The sequence below is a fragment of the Brevundimonas sp. G8 genome (assembly GCF_902506205.1).
In the GTDB taxonomy this organism is placed as follows: Bacteria; Pseudomonadota; Alphaproteobacteria; order Caulobacterales; family Caulobacteraceae; genus Brevundimonas.
In genome coordinates, this window is record NZ_LR732816.1 from 2503344 (window position 1) to 2526556 (window position 23213).

Genomic DNA, 23213 nt, shown 5'->3' on the forward strand with positions numbered 1-23213 from the left:
GTATCGGTCGTGGGGGTGGCGCTGTTCGTCGGCTTTCTGGCCTTGGGCGGCTGGCAGATTCAGCGCCTGGCCTGGAAGACCGACCTGATCGCCCAGGTCGACGCCCGCGTCCATGCGCCGGCTGAACCCGGGCCGGGGCCGAGACAATGGCCGACCGTCACACGACAGGACGACCAGTATCGTCGCATGGTCGTGCAGGGGGTCTTCGAGCACGACAAGGAAACCCTGGTTCAGGCCGTGACCGATGCGGGCGGCGGCTTCTGGGTCATGACGCCGCTGGTCGATGCGCGCGGCTTCACCGTCCTGATCAACCGCGGCTTCGTGCCTGCCGGACGGCGCGATCCGGCCGCGCGCGCAGATGGACAGGTCATGGGGCCGCAGACCGTCGTGGGCCTGCTCAGGATCACGGAACCCAAGGGCGGCTTTCTGCGCGCCAACGACGCCGCTGGCGACCGCTGGCGGTCGCGCGACGTGGCGGCGATCGCGGCGCGGCGCGGCCTGACGAACGTCGCGCCCTATTTCATCGATGCGGACGCGACGCCCAATCCGGGGGGCTGGCCGCTGGGCGGACTGACCGTGATCCGGTTCGCCAACAGTCATCTGGTTTATGCCCTGACCTGGTTCGGCATGGCGTTGCTGACGCTGGTCGGCCTTTGGCTGTTCCTGCGAGACGGCCGGCGCAGGCGGCCATGACCTCGGGCCTTCAAAGGCTGCTGGGGCTGGGCGGGCTCAGCGGCGGCGTCGCCTCGCACGGCGGGGCCAACCGGCGCAACATGCTGCTGCTGATCCAGCTGCGCTGGCTGGCCGTCGCCGGGCAGATGGCGACGATCCTGCTGGTTCAGTATGTGATGCGTATCCCGCTGCCGGTGCTGTGGCTGCTGGCCGCGCCCGTGGGACTGGTGCTGGTCAATCTGATCAGCGCGCCGCTGACCGCACGCCGCGAGGAGGTCGAGGATCAGGCGCTGATGATCGCCCTGCTGGCGGATGTGGCGGCCTTGACCTGGCTGCTGTTCCTGACGGGGGGTGCGGCCAATCCCTTCGTGGCGCTTTATCTGCTTCAGGTGGTGCTGGGGGCCGTGCTGCTGGCGCCGGTCTATGCCTGGGCTCTGATCGCCATCACCAGCCTGTGTTTCGCCGGGCTGGGCCTGCATTCACAGCCGTTGAATCTGCCGCCGGCGCGAGAGGATTCGCTGCTCGGCCTTTATCTGCAAGGCAGTTTGATATGTTTCGTCCTGATGGCGGTGCTGCTGGTGCTGTTCGTCACCCGGATCAGCCAGAACCTGCGCGAGCGCGACGCCTCCGTCGCCGCCATGCGTCAGCAGACCGCCGAGCACGATCACATCGTCCGCATGGGCCTGCTGGCGTCGGGGGCCGCGCATGAACTGGGCACGCCGCTGGCGTCACTGTCCGTGATCCTCAGCGACTGGAAGCGGATGCCGGCCCTGACCCAGGATCCCGATCTGGCGCAGGACATGACGGTGATGCGGGCCGAGGTCGAGCGCTGCAAGGCCATCGTCACCGGCATCCTGATGTCGGCCGGCGAGGCGAGGGGACAGGCGCCCGAGCGCACCACCCTGCGGGCCTTCGTCGCCGATGTCGTCGCCAGTTGGAATGGCGACGGCGTTGCCGTGCAGATCCATGACGAACTGGCCCAGAACCCGTCCATCATCGCCGACCCGGCCCTGCGTCAGGTGCTGGGCGTGCTGTTCGACAATGCGGTCGAGGCCGGCGCTGGGCGCATCGTCGTCACCACGACGCGGACGGATGACACGCTCGGCATCGCCGTGAGAGACGACGGACCGGGGTTCCCAGCCGCCATCCTTCAGGCCTGGGGTAAGCCCTACAACTCGACCAAGCCCCGCGCGGGCGCCGGCCTGGGGCTGTTCCTGCTGATGAACGTGATCCGGTCGCTGGGCGGCCGGGTCGAGGCTTCCAATCCCCCGGCCGGGGGCGCAGAGGTGCGGCTGACGTTGCCGCTGTCGGCGCTGGCGCCCAAGGACGAGATCGCTCCATGATCGATGAGGCCAGACTGCTGCTGATCGTCGAGGACGACGAATCTTTCTCGACCACCCTTCGCCGGTCGTTCGAACGGCGCGGTTATGCCGTCGTCAGCGCCGCCAGTCCCGACCAGATGACCGAGGTGCTGAAGACGCATCGTCCCGGCTATGCGGTCGTGGACCTGAAGCTGGGCGGTCACTCCGGCCTGACCTGCGTGGAGGCCCTGCACGCCTTCGATCCCGAGATGAACATCGTCGTCCTGACCGGCTTCGCCAGCATCGCCACGGCGGTCGAGGCCATCAAGCTGGGCGCGCGACACTATCTGGCCAAGCCCGCCAGTTCAGACGACATCGAGACCGCGTTCGGGCGGGCGGACGGCGACGCCGAGACGCCGCTGGGCACGCGCCCGACCTCGATCAAGACGCTGGAGTGGGAGCGGATCCACGAGACGCTGGTGGAGACCGACTTCAACATCTCCGAGGCCGCGCGGCGCCTGGGCATGCACCGTCGCACCCTGGCGCGAAAGCTGGAAAAGCGGCGCGTGACCTAATCCAGCGCGGCCGCGATCCGGTCGGCCAGAGCCTGCAAGGTCGCCGTGTCGGCCATCGGCGCATGGCCGTGACCCTTCATCTCACGATCGGCCCAACGCGGCACGATGTGGAAATGCAGGTGGAACACCGTCTGTCCGCCCGCGTCGCCGTTGAACTGAAGGATCGCCAGACCCTCGGGCTGCAGCGCCTTCTCGACCGCCTTGGCCGTGCGTTGAAGGGCGGCGGTCATGCGGGCCAGAACCTCCGGCTCGACCTCCAGCAGATTGCGGGCCTGTGACTGTTTGGCGATGATCAGGACGTGGCCTTCCGACTGCGGAAACACGTCCATGAAGGCCAGGACGTGATCGTCCTCCCATATTTTTACCGAGGGGATTTCGCCGCGCAGGATCTTGGCGAAGATGTTGTTCGGGTCATAGGCGCCGTGCAGGCTCATGGGCGGTCTCCGTGCGGTGTCGGCCTTGGGAATAGCAGCGGCGAGCGCGAAGGGGGAGCCTTCGCCCGCGCGATGCATTATGGTCACGCTTGAACGCAACGAGGCACGACATGATCCGTTTCATCATCCAGGCGCTGGTCACCATGGCGGGCCTGTGGCTGTCCGCCCGTTTCGTGCCGGGCGTCGACTTCACCAGCACGGGATCGCTGATCGCGGCGGCCATCATCCTGGGGTTGGTCAACGCCTTCGTGCGGCCGATCCTGGTGGTGCTGACCTTCCCGATCACCGTGGTGACCCTGGGCCTGTTCCTGCTGGTGGTGAACGCCGCCATGATCGGGCTGACGTCCATCTTCCTGGATGGATTCCGGGTCGAGGACCTGTGGGCCGGCATCGGCGCAGCCATCGTGACCGGCGTGGTCAGCTGGATCGCCGGGGCCTTCATCGGCGGCGGCGAAGAGGCGCGACGCTAGGCGTCAACCGCCACGGCGTCCATGATGACGCTTTGAAGGGCGGCGATCTCGATCGGTTTCTTCAGCACCCCGTCGGCGCCGGCCGCTCTGTAGCGCGCGACATCCTCGTCGAAGACATTGGCCGTCAGCATGTGGATCGGCGTGGGAGGGCGACCGGATGCGGCCTGTTCGGCGCGGATGGCGATCAAGGCTTCCACGCCATCCATGACCGGCATCATCACGTCCATCAGCACCAGGTCGAACGTTTGGTCGCGCACGGCGGCGACCGCCTCCTGTCCGTTCTCGACCAGGGTCAGATCGACGCCGAACGGTTCGAGCAGCAGGGTCAGCAGCTTGCGATTGGCGGGGTGGTCTTCGGCGGCCAGAATCCGAGGGGCCTGATCAGGTGCGATCAGCGCGGGGGCGATGGAAAACGACGGTATCGACGCCGGCGCCGCGCGGTCGGCGGTGAAGCGGAACCAGAAGACGGCGCCTTGCGGCCGCGCCGACCGAACGCCCAGCGCGCCGCCCAGCGCCTCGACACTGGCGCGGCACAGGGCCAGACCCAGTCCCGAGCCGCCGGCTGCACGTCCGGCGTCAAGCTGTTCGAAGGGCTGGAATATGCGCTCGCGTTGATCCTCCGGCACGCCCGGCCCCTGGTCGTGGACCTCGAAGTCCAGATCGATGCGGCCATCGGAGGCGGGCAGGGCGCGGGCCATTATGCGGATCGTGCCGTTTGGCGTCAGCTTCAAGGCGTTGGACAGATAGTTGATCAGCACCTGTTCGACCCGCGCCTCATCGGTCATGACGACGAAGTGCTCGGGCGCGCCCTGGCGTTCGATCTCCAGCGTCAGGCCCAGTTCCTCGACGCGCGAGCGCCAGACGCGGGCGACGGCGTCCAGCCGTTCGGCGAGATCGACGGGGGCGAGTTGGAGGTCGGTTTGGCCGGATTCGATCTTCGAGATGTCCAGGGCGCCGTTCAACAGCCGCAGCAACATGCCGCCCGCGTCCGCCATGTCGGCGACGACAACCGCTTCAGATTCTGGTCGTGGACGTCCGCGCAGCACCTCGGTCAGGCCCAGGATGACGTTCAGAGGCGTGCGGACCTCATGGCTGATCATGGCCAGGAACCGGGACTTGGCCTGGTTGGCGCGTTCGGCGGCGGCGCGGTCGGTCTCAGCCTGGGCCAGGGCGGTGTGGATCTCGCGTGAACGCTCGGTCACCGCCACCATCAGTTCCACGGTCTCGCGGTCGCTGCGCCATTGACGCCATGCCGTGCCGATCACAGCCAGAACGAAGACGCAGACGCTGACCTGAAGCGCCTTGTCCCAACTGGCTTCGGCGAATGTGATGATGCCCATGGCGATGGAGGGCGGCAGGACCGCGGCGATGAAGCCTTTGCGACTGGCGTGGACCTGTAGGGCCCCGACCATGAGATTGCCCGCGAGCAGCAGCAGAAGGTGCTTTAGATAGTTGGGCTCGATCCGCCAGACCACTAATACGTAGAGAGCGTTGTGCGTCGCCAGAGCCAGGGTGATCAGTTCGGTCCAGCGGTGCAGACGCCAGACTGCATCCGGTGCTTCTGAATGATCGCGGGCCGTCTGCACCACCCGCCACAGCAGCATGTACAGACCGAACTGGAAGAAGGCGAAGTTGGCGGCCCAGGCCCAACCTAAAATCCACCAGGCGACAAGGACGATGGCGGCGATGCTCGCCAGCCGCACCGGGAACATGTCCCGGTACCGATCCGCATACGCCCGCACATAATCAGCGTTCTGGATCACGCAAAGCCGTCCCTACTCACCTAGCTTGGCCATACATGGCGAAGCTTAATGAGCCCTCAATCGGAGCGTGTCGTCAGCCGACCTTCACCCGCGTCGCCGCTTCGGGCAGGTCTTCACCGAACGCGCGTTGGTAGAATTCGGCGATGCTCGGGCGTTCGAGTTCGTCGCACTTGTTCAGGAAGGTCAGGCGGAAGCTGAGCGCCAGGTCGCCGTTGAAGATGATTGCGTTCTGGGCCCAGGTGATGACCGTGCGGGGCGACATGACGGTGGAGATGTCGCCGTTCATGAAGGCGTTGCGGGTCATGTCGGCGACGCGGACCATGGCGGCGATCTGACGCCGGCCTTCCGCCGTGGCGTACTCGGGCGCCTTGGCGGCGACGATCTCGGCCTCCACGTCGTGGTCGAGGTAGTTCAGCGTCGTGACGATGTTCCAGCGGTCCAACTGGGCCTGATTGATCTGTTGCGCGCCATGATACAGGCCCGTGGTGTCGCCCAGACCAATGGTGTTGGTGGTGGCGAACAGGCGGAAATGCTTGTTGGGGCGGATGACGCGGTTCTGGTCCAGCAGGGTCAGACGCCCCTGGGCCTCCAGCACGCGTTGGATGACGAACATCACATCGGGACGGCCGGCGTCGTATTCGTCGAACACCAGGGCGATGGGGCGTTGCAGCGACCAGGGCAGGATGCCCTCGCGGAACTCGGTGATCTGCTTGCCGTCCTTAAGGACGATGGCGTCCTTGCCGATCAGGTCGATGCGGCTGACGTGGCTGTCCAGGTTCACGCGCACCAGGGGCCAGTTCAGGCGGGCGGCTACCTGTTCGATGTGGGTCGACTTGCCGGTGCCGTGATAGCCCTGGACCATGACGCGACGGTCAAAGGCGAAGCCGGCGCAGATGGCGATCGTGGTCTGCGGATCGAATCGATAGGCCTCGTCGATCTCGGGCACATGGCTGTCGCGCTCGGCAAAGCATGGCACGGTCATGTCGCTGTCCACGCCGAACGCCTCGCGCAGGGTCACGCGGCGGTGCGGTTCGAGCGTCAGCAGGGGATCGGGGGAGGCGTCGAGCGGGGAGGTCATGGCAGTGCGATTAGCGCAGGCTGACCGGGTGGTCGAGACCCATGCCGATACGAAGCGCGCGGTTCCTCAAAAGCGGCAGGCGGGCGGCGATCGGCGGAAGCGTTCGCTTGGCCAGATCGGCGACCGGGCCGGTGTTGCGTACGAAGCGGGTCAGGGTGCGAACATTGCGGACGACGGCGGCGTCCACACGATGTCGCAGGCGATGATAGTCGTCGAGGCGGCCAGTCTCGCCGGCCAGGAAATCAGCAGCGCAGGCGGCGAAGACATAGGCGTCCTCAATGCCCAGGTTCATGCCGCGCGCGCCGACCGGCGAGTGGATGTGAGCGGCGTCTCCACCCAGGGCGATGCGTCCGACCGACAGGCGTTCGGCGATGCGATGTGAGACCTTGAAGTCGCTTTGCCAGCGCACGGCGCCGATGCGCCAGTCGGCTGGAATCCGTTCCAACAGAGGGCGGCCAAAGGAGAACAGGCGGAAAGTCTGGCCCGAGAAGGGCAGACAGATGAAGCCGCCGTCCGGCTGAAAGTCGATCCAGCCCTCGTCCCCAGGCGGGCCGTCCAGATCGACGTCCATCAGATGCCACGGTTCGGGCCAGCCGTCGCCGGTGAAGGCGACGCCGAGAGCGTGGCGGGCGATGGAATGGGCGCCGTCGGCGGCGAAGATCAATGGGGCGGTCAGGGTCTCGCCGTCCGCCAGAACGACCGACGCCGTTGTCTTGGTCTGGCTGACGGAGGCTGCTGACCGGTCGCGTTCGATGTGAATGCCCAGCGCAGTCAGCGCTTTGGTCAGGTGGGCCTCGGATCGTGCCTGAGGCAGGATGACCATGGGATGAGCGCCGCCAAGGGCGGCCGTATCGAGAGGAATTTTCGCCAGCGGCCTGCCGTGGTGATGCAAGCTGAGGGCGCGGATCGGCTGGGCCTCGGCCAGAATCGCGGCGGTGACGCCAGTCTCTTCCAGAAGCGACAGGGTGCGCGGGTTGACGCCAAGCGCACGCGACGTCTGGCGCGGCGCGGGATCGGCGTCGAGGATCCGCACATCGACCCCGCGACGGGTCATGAACAGCGCAGCGGCCAGTCCGACCGGCCCTGCGCCTATGATCAGAACGGGTTCCATGGCGAGCTTCCGTTCATCCGACAGGCGCCGGATGAACGGAATGGGCCAGGATCAGTTCGCCGCCAATCGCACATCCACGTTGCCGCGCGTGGCGTTGGAGTAGGGGCAGACCTGATGAGCCTTTTCGATCAGGTCGTCGATGACGGCCTGGTCCAGACCGTGGTCGGTGACGGTCAGGTCCACGTCGAGGTTGAAGCCCTCGCCCTTGGTGTTCTTGCCGAAGCCGACGCCGGCCGTGACCTTGGTGTCGGGGCCGACGGGCGTGCCGGCCTTGCCGCTGACCAGGCGCAACGCGCCGAGGTAGCAGGCGGCGTATCCGGTGGCGAAGAGTTGCTCGGGGTTGGTGCCGTCGCCGCCCTTGCCGCCCATTTCCTTGGGCGTGGACAGTTTGACGTCGATCTTGCCGTCGTCGGTGGCCGAGCGGCCGTCTTCGCGGCCTCCGCCGGAGGCGGTGGACTGGGCGCGATACAGAACTTCCATGGCAGGCTCCTTGGGTTGGGAATGCTTGAGATGGGGGCTTAACGGAAGACGGGAAGGGGACGTTGCATCCTCGCTCTAGCAATCGACCGGCGACGCGGGCTAAAGCACCTGTTCGGGGCGCGTCGTCGGAGTACGCAGTGAAGATTGCCGAACGCTGGTTCGTGTGGGCGGGCATGGTTCTGCTGGGCGGCATCGCCCTAGCGGGGCTTGTGGTCGCCGTCTATGCGGCGTGGCTGTTCCACGACCTGCCCGATGCGTCGGAGCTGGCGGACTATCGTCCGCCGACCGCGACGCGCGTCTATGCCGGCGACGGCACTCTGATCGGCGAGTTCTCGGACGAGCGCCGAATCTATGTCTCCTACGACCAGATCCCGACGACGGTCGTGCAGGCCTTCCTGGCCGCCGAGGATCGCAACTTCTTCCAGCACGGCGGCATCGACGTGGGCGGCATCGGTCGCGCGTCGATCAAGAACGTCTTCAACCTGGCGCAGGGTCGCCGGCTGGAGGGCGGCTCGACCATCACTCAGCAGGTCGCCAAGAACGTCCTGCTGACCAACGAATCCAGCCTGAACCGCAAGCTGAAGGAAGCCATCCTGGCCAATCGCCTGGAGGCGACCCTGTCCAAGGAGCAGATCCTCGAACTGTATCTGAACGAGATCTTCCTGGGCTATCGTTCGTTCGGCATCGCCTCGGCGGCCTACAACTATTTCGGCAAGTCGCTGGGCCAGTTGACGCCGGACGAGGCGGCCTTCCTGGCGTCCCTGCCCAAGGGGCCGAACAACTATCACCCCAAACGCCACCCCGGCGCGGCCAAGGGCCGTCGGGACTGGGTACTGGGCGAGATGGAACAGAGCGGCTGGCTGACGCCGGAACAACTGGTCCAGGCGCGGGCCAAGCCCTTGGTCACGCGCGATGCGCCCCAGCGTTCGGACTACAAGGACGCGGACTTCTTCGTGGAGGAGGCGCGTCGTCAGGCCGCCGCCAATCCCCAGTTCGGCGAGCAACTCCGCGCCGGCGGCTTCTACATGCGCACGACGCTAGACCCGACCTTGCAGACGGCGGCCCGTCAGGCGCTGATGCAGGGGCTGGAGAACTATGATCGACGTCACGGCTGGCGTGGCGGCTGGGGCACCACCGACTTCGCTGACGGCTGGCAGGCGGTCGCTCTGAAGGGGCAGGTTCCGCCCGAACGGCGCAGCTGGCAGTCGGCCGCCATCGAAAGCGTCAGCGGCAATACCGTCCGTATCCGCACGGCCCGCGACGACAAGACCGGCACGCTGCTGGCGGCGGACGCGGCCTGGGCCAACGCCAACCGTCAATTGAAGCGCGGCGAACTGATCTTCGTGGAGCCCAAGGGCGGCCAGTACGCCCTGAAACAGGTGCCGCGCGTCAACGGCGCTCTGGTGGCCATCGAGCCGCAGTCCGGGCGCGTGCTGGCCATGGTCGGCGGCTACTCCTATGCCCTGTCCAGCTTCAATCGCGCCACCCAGGCGCGGCGTCAGCCCGGCTCGGCGTTCAAGCCCTTCGTCTATGCGACGGCGCTGGAAGGCGACTTCACCCCGGCCTCCATCGTGCTGGATGCGCCGATCAGCTTCGCCGGCGGGGCCAATGGTCAACGCTGGACGCCCGAGAACTACAGCCGCCAGTATTATGGTCCGCAGACGCTGCGACGCGGGCTGGAACTGTCGCGCAACGTCATGACGGTGCGGCTGGCCCAGTCGGTCGGCATGAAGAAGATCGTGGATCAGTCGGCCAGGATGGGCATTCCCGGCCTTACGCCGAACCTGTCGGTGTCGCTGGGCGCCGGCGAGGTGACGCCGCTGGAGATCACGGCCGCCTATTCCGCCTTCGCCAACGGCGGGCGGCGGGTGACGCCCTATCTGATCGACTACGTCCAGGACCGCGACGGCGAGACCATCTTCCGCGCCGACGGCCGCAACTGCCGCGAATGCGGACGCGGTTTCTCGGGCCAGGAATCGCCCCGCCTGCAACAGCGCGGAACCCAGGTCATCGACCCGATCACCGCCTATCAGATGAGCTCGATGCTGGAAGGCGTCGTCCAGCGCGGCACCGCCGCCAGCGCTCGGGGCCTGGGTCCGTGGGTCGCCGGCAAGACCGGCACGACCAACGAGTATCGCTCGGCCTGGTTCGTGGGCTTCACCACTGACATCGTGGTCGGCGTCTTCATCGGCTTCGATGACAACCGTTCTCTGGGTTCCGGCGAGGCGGGGGCCTCGGCCGCCGTGCCGGTCTTCACGGAGTTCATGCAGACGGCGCTGAAGGAACGGCCCGCTCGTCCGTTCGTGCGGCCCAAGAACGCCATTTTCCGCACCGTGAATGGCATCGAAGAAGCCTTCCGTCCCGGCACCGAGCGTCAGGCCCCGCCGCCTGCGCCGACCGGGCCGGCTCAGCCTGTCGGGCCGCAGAACTACTACGAGGTCATCCGACGCGAGCAGGAGGCCGCCAGCGGCGCCCCCGCCGCCGCGCCGGCGCCAACAGCACCGCCGCCGCCCAAGAAGGCGCCGGCCGAGGACTTGAGCGGATTGTACTGAGGCTCTAGGTAGACCTTTCGAACGGCACGTCCTCGTGGCGCGCCGTTTTCCTTTAATCCTGCCCTATCGCGCGGCCTGCGGGCCTCGCTACTTGAGGGCGTTGTGTCGCTGGAGAATGCGATGAGACCGGATGTCGAGGCCATGAAGGCCGACATCGAGCAGAGCGTCGCTCTGCTCAGGAGGCGTCTTTGACTGGGATGTCGCTCTAAGAAAGCTCGATGAGCTGAACGCGCGGGTCGAGGACCCGACGCTGTGGGACAAACCCGAACAGGCCCAGGCCGTCAGCCGCGATCGCTCGCAGCTGGAAGCCAAGATCAATACCGTCAAGGCCATGGAGCAGGACCTCGACGACGGGGTGATGCTGGCCGAGATGGCGGACGAGGAAGGCGACGAGGGCGCGCTGGAAGACGCGCGCGCGTCGCTGCGCGGCATCAAGGAACGGGCCGCGCGCGCCGAGCTGGAAGCCCTGCTGTCCGGCGAGGCCGACGGCAATGACGCCTACCTGGAAGTGAACTCCGGCGCGGGCGGCACCGAGTCGAACGACTGGGCTGGTATGCTGCTGCGGATGTATTCGCGCTGGGCCAAGGCGCACAGCTACGAGGTCACGATCGAGGCGCACGAAGAGGGCGAACAGGCGGGGGTCAAGTCGGCCACCATCCTGATCTCCGGCCCGAACGCCTATGGCTGGCTGAAATCGGAATCGGGCGTTCACCGGCTGGTGCGCATCAGCCCCTATGACGCGGCGGCCAAGCGGCACACCAGCTTCGCTTCCATCGGGGTGTCGCCGGTCGTCGACGACGCCATCGAGATCGACATCAATCCGTCGGACGTGCGCACCGACACCTATCGGGCCTCGGGCGCGGGCGGTCAGCACATCAACAAGACCGACTCGGCCGTGCGCCTGACCCACGTGCCGACCAACACCGTCGTGGCCTGCCAGGCCGGCCGGTCGCAGCACCAGAACCGCGAACAGGCGTGGAAGATGCTGCGGGCGCGCCTGTACGAACTGGAACTGCAGAAGCGCGAGGCCGTGGCCCAGGCCCTGGCCGACGCCAAGACGGACATCGGCTGGGGTCACCAGATCCGGTCCTATGTCCTGCAGCCGTATCAGATGGTGAAGGACCTGCGGACCGAGGTGGAGACGTCGGACACGCAAGGGGTTCTGGACGGCGACCTGGACGCCTTCATGGGCGCGGCCCTGGCCCAGCGTGTCGGCGAAACGCGCGGGTCCAGCACGGACTAAGAAAAAGGGGCGGCCCGCTGGGCCGCCCCTTTGTTTGTTGGGTATCGGCCTTCCGGCCTGCCTGTCAGGCCGGGGTCTTGGCCTCGGGCTTGTCCGCCTTGGCGGGCTTCTCGGGGGCTTCCAGCATGGCGGCGCCGGGGGTGTCGCGCTTGGCCTGGTTGCAGCGACCCTGGAACCAGGCGCCTTGGTCGATGGACAGCTGCTCCTGGGTGATGTCGCCCTCGACGCGGGCGGTGGCGTAGAGCTTGACCTGTTTGGCCACGATAGCGCCCGTGATGCGGCCGCGCACGTCCAGCACGTCGGCGTGGACGGTGCCTTCGACCGCGCCGCCTTCGCCGATGACGACGCGGGCCACGCGGACGTCGCCCTTCAGATTGCCTTCGACCTGAAGCTCGCCGGCGCCGGAGATATTGCCTTCGTATTTCACCCCGGCCGCCAGGGTGGACAGGTTGCTGGACCGGGTCGCCGGGCGGGCCGGTTCAGGCGCGCGGGCGGCGGGCGTCGCCGCCGGCAGGTTGGGGGTCGGCGACGGCGTCGGTTCAGGCGCAGGCGGAATGCCCAGCCCGGTCGATCCGCTGTCGTAGGATTTGCTCTTGGTGAACATGGTGCGCTCCGCATCTGCCAGCCAAGGCCGGCCAAGCCCCTAGTAGCCCTGAAGGCCACTAGGCCGTGGGCGAGGGCCTGAGGTCAAGCACGGCTTCCGAACCGTGGTCGTCGATCACAAAACCTTCACCGCCTCCAGCACGGCGGCGGCGTGGTTCGCTACCTTCACGTTGCGCCAGGCGCGGGCGATGCGGCCCTGGGCGTCGATCAGGAAGGTGGCGCGTTCGATGCCCATATATTCGCGGCCGTAGAGCTTCTTCTGCACCCAGACGCCCCAGGCCTCGCAGGCCGCGCCGTCCTCGTCCGAGGCCAGGGTGACGGCCAGGTCGTATTTGGCCTTGAACCGGTCGTGCTTCTTCACCGTGTCCCTGGACACGCCGATGACCGGCACGCCCAGGGCGGCGAAGTCGGGCGCGAGGGCGGTGAAGTCCTGGGCCTCGCGCGTGCAGCCGGTGGTGTCGTCCTTGGGGTAGAAATAGACGACGGCGGGCTTGCCCTTGAGGGCGGCGAGGGTGATGCGGCCGCCACCGTCCGTGGGCAGGTCTAGGGCAGGGGCGGGCTGGCCTTCCGTTGCGGACATGGGCATTTCTCCTGCCGTCATCCTCGGGCTCGACCCGAGGATCGGATGGTGGTCGTGCAGCGCGCCGCCCGTTCGCACGAGCGGCGGAAGGTCCGGCCCTCGGATCAAGTCCGAGGGTGACGGGGTGCTATATGGGGCGAACCAGAACGATCTTCTTCTTGCCGGCGGCCAGCTTGATCACGCCGTCCTTGAGGTCGGCCTCGGTCAGCAGCTGGGCGCCGTCGGACACGGCGGCGTCGTTCAGGCGAAGGCCGCCGCCCTGGGCCAGGCGCCGGGCCTCGCCGTTGGAGGCGGTCAGGCCGGCCTTGGTGACGACGGCGGCGATCATGGCGCCGTAAACCTCGGCCGAGGGCAGTTCAACGGTCGGCAGGTCGGCGGAGACCTGACCCTTTTCGAAGGCGGTCTCGGCGGCGGCGCGTGCCTTGGCGGCTTCGTCTGCGCCGTGCAGCATTGTCGTGGCGGCGTCGGCGAGGGCCTTCTTGGCGTCGTTGATGGCGGCGCCTTCCAGCGCTTCGTAGCCGGCGATCTCGTCCAGCGAGAGGTCGGTGAACAGGCGCATGAAGCGGCCGACATCCGCGTCCTCGGCGTTGCGCCAGAACTGCCAGTAGTCATAGGGCGACAGTTGTTCGGCGTTCAGCCAGATCGCGCCTTGGGCCGTCTTGCCCATCTTGCCGCCCGAGGCCGTGGTCAGCAGCGGCGTGGTCAGGCCGAAGGCGGCCTTTTGATCGACGCGACGCACCAGATCGACGCCCGAGGTGATGTTGCCCCACTGGTCCGACCCGCCCATCTGAAGGGTGACCTTGTGGCTGCGGTTCAGCTCCAGGAAGTCCACCGACTGCATCAGCATGTAGTTGAATTCAAGGAAGGTCATCGGCTGCTCACGCTCAAGGCGCAGCTTGACCGAGTCGAAGCTCAGCATGCGGTTGATGGTGAAGTGCGTGCCGAAGTCGTGCAGGAACTGGATGTAGCCGTAGCCCGACAGCCAGTCGTCGTTGTTGACCATGACCGCATCGGTCGGGCCGTCGCCGAAGGTCAGGAATTTGGCGAAGACCGTCTTGATCGTATCGATGTTCGACTGGATGGTTCCTTCGGTCAGCTGCGGACGCGAGGTGTCCTTGCCGGTCGGGTCGCCGACCTTGGTCGTACCGCCGCCCATCAGGACGATGGGCTTGCCGCCGGCCTGCTGGAGGCGGCGCAGCATCATGATCTGGATCAGGCTGCCGACGTGCAGCGACGGCGCCGTGGCGTCGAAGCCGATATAGCCCGGCACCACGCCCGTGGCGGCCGCCTCGTCGAGTTCGACGGGGTGGGTGATCTGATGAATGTAGCCGCGCGCCTGAAGCGTGCGGAGGAAGTCGGACTTGTATGCGTGTTCGGTCATGGCGGAGGCTCCGTTAGCAGGGATGCCGACGGTCGTCTTCCCCTTCTAGGCTGGCGGTTGGGGCGGGAGGCGATTCAGACGGTCAGGGGCGAAAACAGAGTCTCAATCGTCTGAAACGTCTGAAATCGCGTCGGGGCGAAGTTGCACTGCACGCGTGAAAACAGTGCAAGGTGCAAGAAAGTGCAATTGGGCGAGCCTCCTCCAGATGTGTTGGCCGCCATTATAAGGCCGTTTGGAGGGGTGTTAGGTAAGTCGGTCGTGCGTTGGCTTTAGGCGTTGTTTGCAAAGGACAACGCATCTTGAAATATGGTCGATGTGGACGGTAACCGCAGCCCGACCCTTGATCTAGAGCGTGGGCGTTCGACGCGTGTTTCGCTCGATCAGCCAGCGGGTGAGATTCGCCAGCGACGCCCCGACGGCGCCGCATAAGGCCACCGTCAGCAGGTGCGGCCAGGGCAGGGTCACCCCTTCCGCCAACATCAGAAGGATGAAGACGTAGACAAACGTCAGTCCAGAATACGCAATGATCTTCTTCATCTAGAGTGTAGCCCCGACATGGCTGATGCTTGGAGGGTCATCACGGGATGATGCGATTGATCGTCAGGCCAGCGAACAGAGCGCCTGCGACCCAAGTCAGGGCGACGGACGAGGGTTCGGATGACGCGGCGCTGACGCTCAGGACGAGCAGCATCGGCCCGACGATAAGATAATAGCGGTCTTTCAACGTCTGACGTCTTTCGCGCCATGTCATTTGCGGACCATACGGGGACGACTGGGGCATGCGCCGATGATGTCGGAGGTGCTGAGCACATGCAACGGTTGAATGGGGGCTGCGCATTTCGCAACCCCGCCATTCAGGTTGTTGCTGACGCGCGTTGACCGGCGCGGGGCGTGCGATACGAAGGCGGGATGCGTCTGCCCTTGATCCCGCACCCGACCTCGCCCCACGCCGGGCTGACGCTGGAGGTCGAGACGCGGCGGGCGGGGCGGGTGCTGAGCCTGGAATATGTGCTGACAGGACCGGTCGAGATGGTGCGTTGGCCTGATGCAGCGGCGCGGGCGCGGACGGACGACCTATGGCGGGCGACCTGTTTTGAGGCCTTCGTGCAGACGGCGGGCGGCTATGTCGAATATAATCTGTCGCCGTCGGGGGCGTGGGCGGCCTATCGGTTCGACGGCTATCGCGAGGGGATGCGGGTGCTGGACATCGCGCCGCCCTTCATCGTCACGCGGGCGGCGCCTGGACAGTTCGTGCTGACGCTCGATGTGGAACTGCCGGAGGATGCGACGGGCGGCGTCGGGCTGACGGCGGTGATCGAGGGGCTGGACGGGGCGATCGCCTATTGGGCGCTGGTGCATCCATCGGATAAGCCGGACTTTCATCATCCCGACTCGTTCGCGCTCATGCTTTAGGTCGTCATCCTAGGCCTTGTGCCCAGGATCCATACGCTCGGTGTCAGCAGGTCGCCCACGGCCCTTAAACCTGGATTCTGGATCCTAGGCACAAGGCCTAGGATGACGGGGAGAGAAGAGCTGGGGCGGGTTGTGAGCGGCGCTGTCGTCGGGCATGGCTGCGTCGAAAGTCTCAGGAGCCGCACATGAACTTCGGTCTCGACCGCCTGCTGTCCGACGACGCCCTGAGGGCGCAGCTGAAGGGGCGGCGCGTGGCGCTTCTGGCGCATCCGGCGTCGGTGACCAAGGATCTGCGCCATGCGGTGGATGCGCTGGCCGCCTGTCCCGAGATCACGCTGACCGCCGCCTTCGGGCCGCAGCACGGGATGAAGGGCGACCTTCAGGACAATATGATGGAGAGCCCGGATTATCGCGATCCGGTGCACGGCTTCCCGGTCTTCAGCCTGTACGGCGAGGTGCGGCGGCCAAGGGACGAATGGATGGAGACGTTCGACGTCGTCCTGATCGACCTGCAGGACTTGGGCTGCCGCATCTACACCTATGTGACGACGCTTCTGTACGTGCTGGAGGCGGCGGCGAAACACGGCAAGTCGGTGTGGGTGCTGGACCGGCCCAATCCGGCGGGACGACCGGTCGAGGGGCAGACGCTGAAGCCCGGCTGGGAGAGTTTCGTCGGGGCGGGGCCGATACCGATGCGGCACGGAATGACCATGGGCGAACTGGGCCTGTGGTTCATCGACCAGTTCAAGCTGGATGTGGATTATCGGGTGCTGGAGATGCAGGGCTGGGCGCCCGAACAGGGGCCGGGCTTCGGCTGGCCGCTGGGCGAACGGGCGTGGATCAACCCCAGCCCTAATGCGCCGAACCTGTCGATGGCGCGGGCCTATGCCGGCACGGTGATGCTGGAGGGGACGACCCTGTCGGAGGGGCGCGGCACGACCCGGCCGCTGGAGCTGTTCGGGGCGCCCGACATCGACGCGCGGGCGGTGATTGCCGAGATGCGTGCGCTGGCGCCGCAGTGGCTGGAGGGCTGCATCCTGCGCGACATGTGGTTCGAGCCGACCTTCCATAAGCATGTCGGACAGCTGTGCAGCGGCGTGCAGATCCATATGGACCACCCGGCCTATGACCATGCAGCCTTCAGGCCGTGGCGGGTGCAGGCGCTGGGGTTCAAGGCGATCCGTCGGTTGTATCCCGACTACGACCTGTGGCGTGATTTTCCGTATGAGTATGCGTTCGGCAAGCTGCCCATCGACGTGATCAACGGCGGGCAGGGGTTGCGCGAATGGGTGGATGTGGGTGCGACGCCGGCCGATCTGGATGCGGCGACGACGCCGGACGAGGCGGCGTGGGAAGAGACCCGACGGCCGTTCCTGCTGTATTGACGTGGGTTTTCGTCATCCTCGGGCTTGACCCGAGGATCGGATGCGACAGCGATGGTGCGCCTGATCGGATGCAAAGCGGCGGATAGTCCGGTCCTCGGGTCAAGCCCGAGGATGACGGGGGGTGGACGTGCGATTGGTATAACCAAAATCTATTGTGCATCTGCAAATAAGTGATTGGGCTTATTTGTTGCGGTGCGGTAGGGAGAGCGTCTCCCAACCACCCTGCATTGGATTTTCCGCATGGCCCTGATCAACACGACCATCAAACCCTTCACGGCCGAGGCCTACAAGAACGGCAAGTTCCTGACGGTCACGGACGCCGATGTCGCGGGCAAGTGGGCGATCTTCTTCTTCTATCCGGCCGACTTCACCTTCGTGTGCCCGACCGAGCTGGAAGACCTGGCCGATCACTATGACGCGTTCCAGAAGCTGGGCGTCGAGATCTATTCGGTGTCGACCGACACCCACTTCTCGCACAAGGCTTGGCACGACTCGTCGCCGGCCATCGGCAAGATCAACTACACCATGCTGGGCGACCCCTCGGGCCAGGTGACCAACAACTTCGACGCCATGCGTCCGGGCGTTGGCCTGGCCGACCGTTCGACCTTCCTGGTCGATCCGGACGGCGTGATCCAGTTCACCGAAACCACGTCGGAAGGCATCGGCCGCAACGCCGCCGAGCTGCTGCGCAAGGTCAAGGCCGCCCAGTATGTGCGTTCGCACCCGGGTGAAGTCTGCCCGGCCAAGTGGGAAGAAGGCGAAGCCACCCTGGCGCCGTCGCTCGACCTCGTCGGCAAGATCTAAGACTGACGCCTATCGGGTCCGGCCTTCGGGTCGGACCCACCCGGCCGCCTCCCTGTCTCGTGGGGGCCGGATGCTATTGCGCAAGCCTCGCCGGGATCGGCTCGAAGGCGGCGCGCCACCCCCGAAATTCGAGGACTGCCCCATGCTGGACGCCAATCTGAAATCTCAGCTTGAGGGCTACCTCAAGAACATCGTCCATCCCGTCGAACTGGTCGCCTCGCTGGGCGCGGGCCCCAAGTCGATCGAGCTGAAGACCCTGCTGGAGGAGATCGTCTCGGTCTCGCATGGCAAGGTCGAGATGGGCCGCGACTATGACGACGAGCGCCAGCCCAGCTTCCTGATTCGCAGGAAGGGCACCGACATCGGCGTGCGGTTCGCGGGCATTCCGCTGGGCCACGAGTTCACCTCGCTGGTGCTGGCCCTGCTGCACGTCGGCGGCCATCCGTCCAAGGCGGCGCAGGAGGTGATCCAGCAGATCAAGGACCTGGACGGCGACTATGTGTTCGAGACCTATTTCTCGCTGTCGTGCCAGAACTGCCCCGACGTGGTCCAGGCCCTGAACCTGATGAGCGTCATCAACCCGCGCATCAAACACGTCGCCATCGAGGGCGGCCTGTTCAAGGACGAGGTGGATGAACGCAAGATCATGGCCGTGCCGACGGTCTTCCTGAACGGCGAACTGTTCGGCCAGGGCCGGATGGAGCTGGAGCAGATCGTCGCCAAGATCGACAGCGGCGCCGAGGCCCGCGCAGCCGAGAAGATCAGGACCAAGGCGCCGTTCGACGTGCTGGTGATCGGCGGCGGCCCGGCCGGCGCGGCGGCGGCCATCTATACCGCGCGCAAGGGCATTCGCACCGGCATCGCGGCCGAGCGGTTCGGCGGCCAGGTGCTGGACACCATGTCGATCGAGAACTTCATCTCGGTGCGGCATACAGAAGGGCCGAAACTGGCGGCCCACCTGGAACAGCATGTCCGCGAATACGAGGTGGACCTGATGAACCTGCAGAAAGCCGTCAAGCTGGCGCCGTCCAGGGTTCCGGGCGGTCTGCATGAGGTTGTGCTGGAGAATGGCGCGTCGCTGAAGTCGCGCACCGTCATCCTGTCCACCGGCGCGCGTTGGCGCCAGATGAACGTGCCGGGCGAGGAGCAGTACAAGAACAAGGGCGTGGCCTATTGCCCGCACTGCGACGGGCCGCTGTTCAAGGGTAAGCGGGTCGCGGTGATCGGCGGCGGCAACTCGGGCGTCGAGGCGGCCATCGACCTGGCGGGCATCGTGGCCCATGTGACCCTGATCGAATACGACAGCGAACTGCGGGCCGATGCGGTGCTGCAAAGGAAGCTGGCGACCCTGCCCAACGTACGGATCGTCACCTCGGCCCTGACGACCCAGGTCCGCGGCGACGGCGAGAAGGTGACGGGCCTGTCCTACAAGGATCGCAACTCAGACGCCCATCACGACGTCGATCTGGAAGGCATCTTCGTCCAGATCGGCCTGGTGCCGAACACCGAATGGCTGCGCGGCGCGGTCGGCCTGACCCAGCGCGGCGAGATCGAGGTGGATCATCGCGGCGAGACCTCGCAGCCGGGCATCTTCGCCGCCGGCGACGTGACCACCGTGCCGTTCAAACAGATCGTCATCGCCATGGGCGAGGGGTCGAAGGCGGGTCTGTCGGCCTTCGACTACATGATCCGCACGGTCCCGGCGGAAGAGGTTGTCGAGGCGGCGTAAGCTATCTGGGCCGTGCGACCGCGCTTCGCACGGCCCGCACGATCTCGACCAGGATCGCCCAGGCCAGGGTGACGACGAAATAGACCCAGCGCGCCGCGAGCACCACCAGCAGCGGAATCGCCCACAGTAAGGCCCAGACGTAATAGGGCAGGTCGGAATGGGTGACGGCGCGCAGACCAAGTGCGATCCCGAACATCGGCAAGGTCAGCAGCAGATAGTTCCACAGCGTGATCCTGCGCTTGAGCCAAGGCAGGATGCGACCGGTCTTTCCCGTCGTCATGGATGGTCGTCAGCGGGCGCGGAGGGCGGCGGCGAACCGGTCGTCGATCGCCTGTTCGCCCTGCGCCAGATCGGTGATCACACCGGGATGAGCTTGGGCGAACTGGCGGCACAACTGTTTGGCGTCGGACGCCAGCCGCGTGGCATGGAATGGAAGCTCGTCGGCGGGCAGGTCCGTAATCGGCTCCGAGAACGGCAGGCTCGCCTGCTCCAGATCGACGCCGGCCTGAATGACTTGAATGATCGCGTCCTGATCCCAGCCTGCCGTGGCGGCCTGTCGGGCGAAACGGTTCGCCGCGTCCTCGGCGATCAGTTCATCGACGGGATAGCCAAGCCGTCTGCACACCGCCGTCCGCTCACCCAGACGGCCCACGGTCTCGCCTCCGGCGACCAGGTCGGATTTGGAAAGGGTCTGGATGATGAGGGCGGCGAGGATTGCAGAAACCATGGGATCGGGCCGCTCCTTCGAGAGATTATCCGTCGTGACAATGTTCGCCTGAGCGAACGGTTCAGAACCGCCGCGCGACGCCGACGCCGAACTCTACATCCGGGCTGTCGTCGTTCAGGCCGAAGTTGAGGCCGAAGTCGAGCTGGGCGTTGGGCATTGAGGGCGGCGACCAGACGGCGGTCAGGTCGAAGGTGGACTGGGTGGTCGCCTCGACGGGGTCGTCGTCGCGGCTGATCCAAAGTTCGGCGCCCAGATCCCATTGGCCGAAGCCGCGCCCGATGCCGGCGACCATCGTATAGGCGGCGTGGCGGCCGTCGCCGTCGGCGTTCGAGACCCAGTCGACCTCTGGCGACAGGCTGAAGCTCCAGTCGTCGTTCAGGGGGATGGAGACGGGCAGGATGATCCCGCCCTCGAAGCCGTCGGCGCGAATGGCGCGGGCGCCGGTCGGGGCGGTGACGAAGCCCGAAATGGCGACCGACAAGCCGGAACCATCGGGGTTCTTCAGCGAATGACGCAGGCCGAGGCTGAGGTCGCCGACACCTTCGGCCGTGTCGCGGTCGCCGGTCACGCGATCGGTGGTGCGTTCGCGGTTCCAGGTCGTGAGGCCCAGTTGAAGCTCGGTTAGGCCGGTCAGGCCATAGCGGACGAACAGGTCGCCGGCGTCCCAGGTTTCGGTTTTGGTCGCGCCGTCGGTCTGGCGCGCGCCATCGAACAGGCCCAGTTCGACCTGCCAGCGGCCTTGGTCGAGGACGCAGGTCGGCGTCCCCTTGCCGGGTCGGTCGGCGCAGAAGTCGCGCGGGGCTGAAGACGCATCCTGGGCCAGGACCGGCGCGGTGACGGCGAGGGTCGAGGCGATCAGGACGGCGGAAAGGAGCAGGCGCATGGGGTGTCTCGGGATCAAATGTCGCCCGATCATGCCGCCCAGGCCTTAATCGCGGGTGTCAGTGTAGTTTGAGCCGCCCGGAGACGCGGCGGTGCAGCAGGCGCGACAGGGCCAGCAGCCCGGTGCGGCGCACGCCCAGGATCGCGCGGTGGTGATCCAGGTGCAGCGCCATATAGGCCCATTTGGCGATCAGGCCCTCGATCAGAAAGTTGGGACCGCCCAGCCCGCCCATCAGCGAGCCGACGCCCTTGTCGCCGCCCAGGGACACCAGCGATCCCTTGTCGTGATAGACATAGGGCCCGTGATCGCGCGTCGGGTCCGATAAGGCCTTGGCCAGATAGGCCGCCTGTTGCGCCGCCGCCTGGGCGCGGGCCGGGACGGGGCGACCCTCGGGACCGGGCGCCTCGGCGCAGTCGCCCATGGCGTAGATGTGGGGCGCCGAAGTGCGCAGATGGTCGTCCACCACGAACTGATTGATGCGGCCGGTGGTCAGGCCCAGGTCGCGATTGGTGTCGGCCGCCTTCACGCCCGCCGCCCAGACGATGAGGTCGGCGGGGACTTCGCCCCTGGATGTGTCGAGGCGGTCGGCGTGGACGGCGTTGACCTTGGCGTCGGTCAGCAGGCGCACGCCCTTGGCCTCCAAGGCCTTGGCCGCCTTGGCCGAGACGCGCTCGGGCAGGCCGCCCAGGATGCGTGGCGCGGCCTCGACGATGGTGACGGCGAGGTCGAAACGCTGGTCCGGCGACAGGCCGGCGGACAGTTCGTCGTGACCCTCGATCAGTTCGGTGGACAGTTCGACGCCAGTCGCGCCCGCGCCGACGATGGCGATGTTCAGAGTGCGCTCGTCCGAATAGGCGGCGGCGAGGAAGGCCGAGGTCAGGCGCTTGTTGAAACTTTCCGCATCGGCGACGTCTTCCAGAAGACGGGCGTGCTCGGCCGCGCCCGGCGTGCCGAACAGGTTGGAGCCGCTGCCGATGGCCAAGATCAAGGTGTTGAACGACAGGGTACGTGGCGCGACGAGAACGGCGCCGTCCTGATCTCGGATTTCGCCGAGGGTCAGGGTCTTGTTGGCCGGGGCGAGGCCTGTCAGATCGCCGAAGGCGAAGCTGAAATGATTGCGCCGCGCCAGCACCGGATAGGACAGGCCCTCCTGATGGCTGTCTAGCGACCCGGCCGCGACCTCGTGCAGGCTGGGCTTCCAAAGGTGGAAGATCGACCGATCGATCAGCAGGACGCGCCGACGCCCCTCGCGCGGCCCGAACCGACGCCCCAGGCGGGCGGCGAGCTCAAGCCCGCCGGCGCCGCCGCCGATGATGACGATGTCGTGCTGCATCCGGGTCTCCTGAAGGCGACCCGAATCTAGGGTCAGGCCGGCTTTTCTTCCAGACGCTTGTCCAGATAGGCGCCGACGCGGCGGTCGACGGCGCTCATGTGGTCCTGCCAGAAGTGGCTCGCGCCTTCTTCCAGTTCGTAGTCGATGATGATGCCCTTCTGGGTGCGCAGCTTGTTGACCACGCGCTCGACCTCGACCGGCGGCACGACGGTGTCGGCCGTGCCGTGCAGGAACAGGCCCGACGCCGGGCAGGGGGCCAGGAAGGAGAAGTCGTACATGTTCGACGGCGGCGAGACCGAGATGAAGCCGTCCGTTTCCGGGCGGCGCATCAGGAGCTGCATGCCGATGTAGGCGCCGAACTGATAGCCGCCGACCCAGGTCTGGCTGGCGCCGGGGTTGTTCGACTGGAGCCAGTCGAGGGCGGTGGCGGCATCAGCCAGCTCGCCGATGCCCGAATCGAACTCGCCCTGCGACTTGCCGACGCCGCGCGAGTTGTAACGCAGGGTGGCGAAGCCGCGCTGCTGGAACAGCTGGTGCAGGGTGACCGTGACCGGGTTGTTCATGTGCCCGCCCGCCTTGGGGTGCGGGTGCAGGATCAGGGCGATCGGTGCGTTCGGGCGCTTGCCCGGGGAATAGCGGCCTTCGATGCGACCGGAGGCGCCGGGCAGGATGACTTCAGGCATAGGGGCTCTGGAA

General features: G+C 66.5%; 25 protein-coding genes. 10 read left to right on the forward strand and 15 right to left on the reverse strand.

All coding sequences use genetic code 11. The annotated features are described in order from the left end of the window. Nucleotides 1-15 precede the first annotated feature (15 nt). From CHRYSEO8AT_RS12050 to CHRYSEO8AT_RS12060, 3 genes are read left to right on the forward strand one after another with little or no spacing between them, the layout of a single operon-like run. The gene (locus tag CHRYSEO8AT_RS12050; protein ID WP_236547530.1) at nucleotides 16-693 is read left to right on the forward strand and encodes an SURF1 family protein; all 678 of its coding nucleotides are present in this window, start codon (nucleotides 16-18) and stop codon (nucleotides 691-693) included. After that, on the forward strand, nucleotides 690-2015 hold the full coding sequence (locus CHRYSEO8AT_RS12055; RefSeq protein WP_159850314.1) for an ATP-binding protein: 1326 nt from the start codon (nucleotides 690-692) through the stop codon (nucleotides 2013-2015). Before CHRYSEO8AT_RS12050 ends, CHRYSEO8AT_RS12055 begins: the two co-directional genes overlap by 4 nt. Then, nucleotides 2012-2548 (forward strand): response regulator transcription factor, encoded by a 537-nt coding sequence (locus tag CHRYSEO8AT_RS12060; protein ID WP_159850325.1) that lies wholly within the window; start codon nucleotides 2012-2014, stop codon nucleotides 2546-2548. The genes CHRYSEO8AT_RS12055 and CHRYSEO8AT_RS12060 overlap by 4 nt, the downstream gene beginning before the upstream one ends. On the opposite strand, the gene CHRYSEO8AT_RS12065 is transcribed toward CHRYSEO8AT_RS12060, so the two are convergent. Continuing rightward, a complete protein-coding gene (locus CHRYSEO8AT_RS12065; protein WP_159850327.1) occupies nucleotides 2545-2982 on the reverse strand; it encodes an HIT family protein in 438 nt (145 codons plus the stop codon). The genes CHRYSEO8AT_RS12060 and CHRYSEO8AT_RS12065 overlap by 4 nt on opposite strands. Nucleotides 2983-3092: 110 nt before the next feature. Here CHRYSEO8AT_RS12065 and CHRYSEO8AT_RS12070 point away from each other — a divergent pair, with 110 nt between their 5' ends. Continuing rightward, nucleotides 3093-3452, forward strand: coding sequence for a phage holin family protein (locus CHRYSEO8AT_RS12070; RefSeq protein WP_159850329.1), 360 nt, complete (start codon nucleotides 3093-3095; stop codon nucleotides 3450-3452). On the opposite strand, the gene CHRYSEO8AT_RS12075 is transcribed toward CHRYSEO8AT_RS12070, so the two are convergent. The 4 genes from CHRYSEO8AT_RS12075 to CHRYSEO8AT_RS12090 form a co-directional block, all read right to left on the reverse strand. Continuing rightward, nucleotides 3449-5215: a response regulator gene (locus CHRYSEO8AT_RS12075; protein WP_201304430.1), complete on the reverse strand. Its 1767-nt coding sequence runs from the start codon at nucleotides 5213-5215 to the stop codon at nucleotides 3449-3451. The genes CHRYSEO8AT_RS12070 and CHRYSEO8AT_RS12075 overlap by 4 nt on opposite strands. 73 nt (nucleotides 5216-5288) lie before the next feature. Continuing rightward, the gene (cobS, locus tag CHRYSEO8AT_RS12080) at nucleotides 5289-6293 is read right to left on the reverse strand and encodes a cobaltochelatase subunit CobS (protein ID WP_159850331.1); all 1005 of its coding nucleotides are present in this window, start codon (nucleotides 6291-6293) and stop codon (nucleotides 5289-5291) included. Nucleotides 6294-6303: 10 nt separating this feature from the next. Beyond that, on the reverse strand, nucleotides 6304-7404 hold the full coding sequence (locus tag CHRYSEO8AT_RS12085; RefSeq protein ID WP_159850333.1) for an NAD(P)/FAD-dependent oxidoreductase: 1101 nt from the start codon (nucleotides 7402-7404) through the stop codon (nucleotides 6304-6306). A gap of 51 nt (nucleotides 7405-7455) precedes the next feature. Further along, nucleotides 7456-7884: an organic hydroperoxide resistance protein gene (locus CHRYSEO8AT_RS12090; RefSeq protein WP_159850336.1), complete on the reverse strand. Its 429-nt coding sequence runs from the start codon at nucleotides 7882-7884 to the stop codon at nucleotides 7456-7458. Between the two features lie 137 nt (nucleotides 7885-8021). Between CHRYSEO8AT_RS12090 and CHRYSEO8AT_RS12095 the strand changes: the two genes are divergently transcribed. Together CHRYSEO8AT_RS12095 and prfB are read left to right on the forward strand one after the other, a co-directional pair. After that, nucleotides 8022-10436 (forward strand): penicillin-binding protein 1A, encoded by a 2415-nt coding sequence (locus CHRYSEO8AT_RS12095; RefSeq protein ID WP_159850338.1) that lies wholly within the window; start codon nucleotides 8022-8024, stop codon nucleotides 10434-10436. Nucleotides 10437-10556: 120 nt separating this feature from the next. After that, nucleotides 10557-11679 (forward strand): peptide chain release factor 2 gene (gene prfB, locus CHRYSEO8AT_RS12100; RefSeq protein WP_159850340.1). Its coding sequence is split into 2 segments (ribosomal slippage): nucleotides 10557-10625 and nucleotides 10627-11679, totalling 1122 coding nucleotides; the frame shifts between segments, so codons are not numbered across the junction. A 64-nt stretch (nucleotides 11680-11743) separates the two neighbouring features. Here prfB and CHRYSEO8AT_RS12105 read toward each other — a convergent pair. The 5 genes from CHRYSEO8AT_RS12105 to CHRYSEO8AT_RS12125 form a co-directional block, all read right to left on the reverse strand. Then, nucleotides 11744-12283 (reverse strand): polymer-forming cytoskeletal protein, encoded by a 540-nt coding sequence (locus CHRYSEO8AT_RS12105; protein ID WP_159850342.1) that lies wholly within the window; start codon nucleotides 12281-12283, stop codon nucleotides 11744-11746. Between the two features lie 114 nt (nucleotides 12284-12397). Next, nucleotides 12398-12862 carry a peroxiredoxin gene (locus CHRYSEO8AT_RS12110; protein WP_159850344.1) on the reverse strand — a complete coding sequence of 155 codons (465 nt, stop codon included), beginning with the start codon at nucleotides 12860-12862 and terminating at the stop codon, nucleotides 12398-12400. A 127-nt stretch (nucleotides 12863-12989) separates the two neighbouring features. Further along, nucleotides 12990-14243, reverse strand: a complete 1254-nt coding sequence (tyrS, locus tag CHRYSEO8AT_RS12115) for a tyrosine--tRNA ligase (RefSeq protein WP_159850346.1) — start codon at nucleotides 14241-14243, stop codon at nucleotides 12990-12992. Nucleotides 14244-14588: 345 nt separating this feature from the next. After that, nucleotides 14589-14780, reverse strand: a complete 192-nt coding sequence (locus CHRYSEO8AT_RS12120; RefSeq protein ID WP_159850348.1) for a hypothetical protein — start codon at nucleotides 14778-14780, stop codon at nucleotides 14589-14591. 40 nt (nucleotides 14781-14820) lie between these two features. Further along, complete coding sequence (locus CHRYSEO8AT_RS12125; protein WP_159850350.1) at nucleotides 14821-14967, reverse strand: hypothetical protein; 147 nt, start codon at nucleotides 14965-14967, stop codon at nucleotides 14821-14823. Between the two features lie 185 nt (nucleotides 14968-15152). Between CHRYSEO8AT_RS12125 and CHRYSEO8AT_RS12130 the strand changes: the two genes are divergently transcribed. The 4 genes from CHRYSEO8AT_RS12130 to ahpF all read left to right on the forward strand — a co-directional run bounded on the left by CHRYSEO8AT_RS12130 (nucleotide 15153) and on the right by ahpF (nucleotide 19574). Beyond that, the gene (locus CHRYSEO8AT_RS12130) at nucleotides 15153-15656 is read left to right on the forward strand and encodes a DOMON-like domain-containing protein (RefSeq protein WP_159850352.1); all 504 of its coding nucleotides are present in this window, start codon (nucleotides 15153-15155) and stop codon (nucleotides 15654-15656) included. A gap of 185 nt (nucleotides 15657-15841) precedes the next feature. After that, nucleotides 15842-17041, forward strand: a complete 1200-nt coding sequence (locus CHRYSEO8AT_RS12135) for an exo-beta-N-acetylmuramidase NamZ domain-containing protein (RefSeq protein WP_159850354.1) — start codon at nucleotides 15842-15844, stop codon at nucleotides 17039-17041. Between the two features lie 240 nt (nucleotides 17042-17281). Continuing rightward, nucleotides 17282-17845, forward strand: a complete 564-nt coding sequence (gene ahpC / locus CHRYSEO8AT_RS12140) for an alkyl hydroperoxide reductase subunit C (protein WP_135195428.1) — start codon at nucleotides 17282-17284, stop codon at nucleotides 17843-17845. A 142-nt stretch (nucleotides 17846-17987) separates the two neighbouring features. Continuing rightward, nucleotides 17988-19574, forward strand: coding sequence for an alkyl hydroperoxide reductase subunit F (ahpF, locus tag CHRYSEO8AT_RS12145; protein WP_159850356.1), 1587 nt, complete (start codon nucleotides 17988-17990; stop codon nucleotides 19572-19574). A gap of 1 nt (nucleotide 19575) precedes the next feature. Here the strand turns inward: ahpF and CHRYSEO8AT_RS12150 are convergent, their stop codons facing one another. The 5 genes from CHRYSEO8AT_RS12150 to CHRYSEO8AT_RS12170 form a co-directional block, all read right to left on the reverse strand. Beyond that, nucleotides 19576-19854 (reverse strand): hypothetical protein, encoded by a 279-nt coding sequence (locus CHRYSEO8AT_RS12150; RefSeq protein WP_159850358.1) that lies wholly within the window; start codon nucleotides 19852-19854, stop codon nucleotides 19576-19578. Between the two features lie 9 nt (nucleotides 19855-19863). Continuing rightward, nucleotides 19864-20301 (reverse strand): hypothetical protein, encoded by a 438-nt coding sequence (locus CHRYSEO8AT_RS12155; RefSeq protein ID WP_159850360.1) that lies wholly within the window; start codon nucleotides 20299-20301, stop codon nucleotides 19864-19866. 61 nt (nucleotides 20302-20362) lie between these two features. After that, nucleotides 20363-21184 (reverse strand): transporter, encoded by an 822-nt coding sequence (locus CHRYSEO8AT_RS12160; RefSeq protein ID WP_159850362.1) that lies wholly within the window; start codon nucleotides 21182-21184, stop codon nucleotides 20363-20365. Nucleotides 21185-21242: 58 nt separating this feature from the next. Then, nucleotides 21243-22517, reverse strand: a complete 1275-nt coding sequence (locus tag CHRYSEO8AT_RS12165; protein WP_159850364.1) for an NAD(P)/FAD-dependent oxidoreductase — start codon at nucleotides 22515-22517, stop codon at nucleotides 21243-21245. Between the two features lie 32 nt (nucleotides 22518-22549). Continuing rightward, nucleotides 22550-23200: an alpha/beta hydrolase gene (locus CHRYSEO8AT_RS12170; RefSeq protein WP_159850366.1), complete on the reverse strand. Its 651-nt coding sequence runs from the start codon at nucleotides 23198-23200 to the stop codon at nucleotides 22550-22552. Nucleotides 23201-23213: the final 13 nt, after the last annotated feature.

Excerpts from the sequence above, each read along its gene's own strand:
- cobS (WP_159850331.1), bottom strand. The coding sequence starts at position 6,293 with ATGACCTCCCCGCTCGACGCCTCCCCCGATCCCCTGCTGACGCTCGAA.
- CHRYSEO8AT_RS12160 (WP_159850362.1), bottom strand. The coding sequence starts at position 21,184 with ATGCGCCTGCTCCTTTCCGCCGTCCTGATCGCCTCGACCCTCGCCGTC.
- CHRYSEO8AT_RS12155 (WP_159850360.1), bottom strand. The coding sequence starts at position 20,301 with ATGGTTTCTGCAATCCTCGCCGCCCTCATCATCCAGACCCTTTCCAAA.
- CHRYSEO8AT_RS12060 (WP_159850325.1), top strand. The coding sequence starts at position 2,012 with ATGATCGATGAGGCCAGACTGCTGCTGATCGTCGAGGACGACGAATCT.
- CHRYSEO8AT_RS12105 (WP_159850342.1), bottom strand. The coding sequence starts at position 12,283 with ATGTTCACCAAGAGCAAATCCTACGACAGCGGATCGACCGGGCTGGGC.
- CHRYSEO8AT_RS12165 (WP_159850364.1), bottom strand. The coding sequence starts at position 22,517 with ATGCAGCACGACATCGTCATCATCGGCGGCGGCGCCGGCGGGCTTGAG.
- CHRYSEO8AT_RS12090 (WP_159850336.1), bottom strand. The coding sequence starts at position 7,884 with ATGGAAGTTCTGTATCGCGCCCAGTCCACCGCCTCCGGCGGAGGCCGC.
- CHRYSEO8AT_RS12130 (WP_159850352.1), top strand. The coding sequence starts at position 15,153 with ATGCGTCTGCCCTTGATCCCGCACCCGACCTCGCCCCACGCCGGGCTG.
- ahpC (WP_135195428.1), top strand. The coding sequence starts at position 17,282 with ATGGCCCTGATCAACACGACCATCAAACCCTTCACGGCCGAGGCCTAC.
- CHRYSEO8AT_RS12065 (WP_159850327.1), bottom strand. The coding sequence starts at position 2,982 with ATGAGCCTGCACGGCGCCTATGACCCGAACAACATCTTCGCCAAGATC.
- CHRYSEO8AT_RS12085 (WP_159850333.1), bottom strand. The coding sequence starts at position 7,404 with ATGGAACCCGTTCTGATCATAGGCGCAGGGCCGGTCGGACTGGCCGCT.
- CHRYSEO8AT_RS12055 (WP_159850314.1), top strand. The coding sequence starts at position 690 with ATGACCTCGGGCCTTCAAAGGCTGCTGGGGCTGGGCGGGCTCAGCGGC.
- CHRYSEO8AT_RS12135 (WP_159850354.1), top strand. The coding sequence starts at position 15,842 with ATGAACTTCGGTCTCGACCGCCTGCTGTCCGACGACGCCCTGAGGGCG.
- CHRYSEO8AT_RS12110 (WP_159850344.1), bottom strand. The coding sequence starts at position 12,862 with ATGTCCGCAACGGAAGGCCAGCCCGCCCCTGCCCTAGACCTGCCCACG.
- tyrS (WP_159850346.1), bottom strand. The coding sequence starts at position 14,243 with ATGACCGAACACGCATACAAGTCCGACTTCCTCCGCACGCTTCAGGCG.
- ahpF (WP_159850356.1), top strand. The coding sequence starts at position 17,988 with ATGCTGGACGCCAATCTGAAATCTCAGCTTGAGGGCTACCTCAAGAAC.
- CHRYSEO8AT_RS12150 (WP_159850358.1), bottom strand. The coding sequence starts at position 19,854 with ATGACGACGGGAAAGACCGGTCGCATCCTGCCTTGGCTCAAGCGCAGG.
- CHRYSEO8AT_RS12170 (WP_159850366.1), bottom strand. The coding sequence starts at position 23,200 with ATGCCTGAAGTCATCCTGCCCGGCGCCTCCGGTCGCATCGAAGGCCGC.
- CHRYSEO8AT_RS12070 (WP_159850329.1), top strand. The coding sequence starts at position 3,093 with ATGATCCGTTTCATCATCCAGGCGCTGGTCACCATGGCGGGCCTGTGG.
- CHRYSEO8AT_RS12120 (WP_159850348.1), bottom strand. The coding sequence starts at position 14,780 with ATGAAGAAGATCATTGCGTATTCTGGACTGACGTTTGTCTACGTCTTC.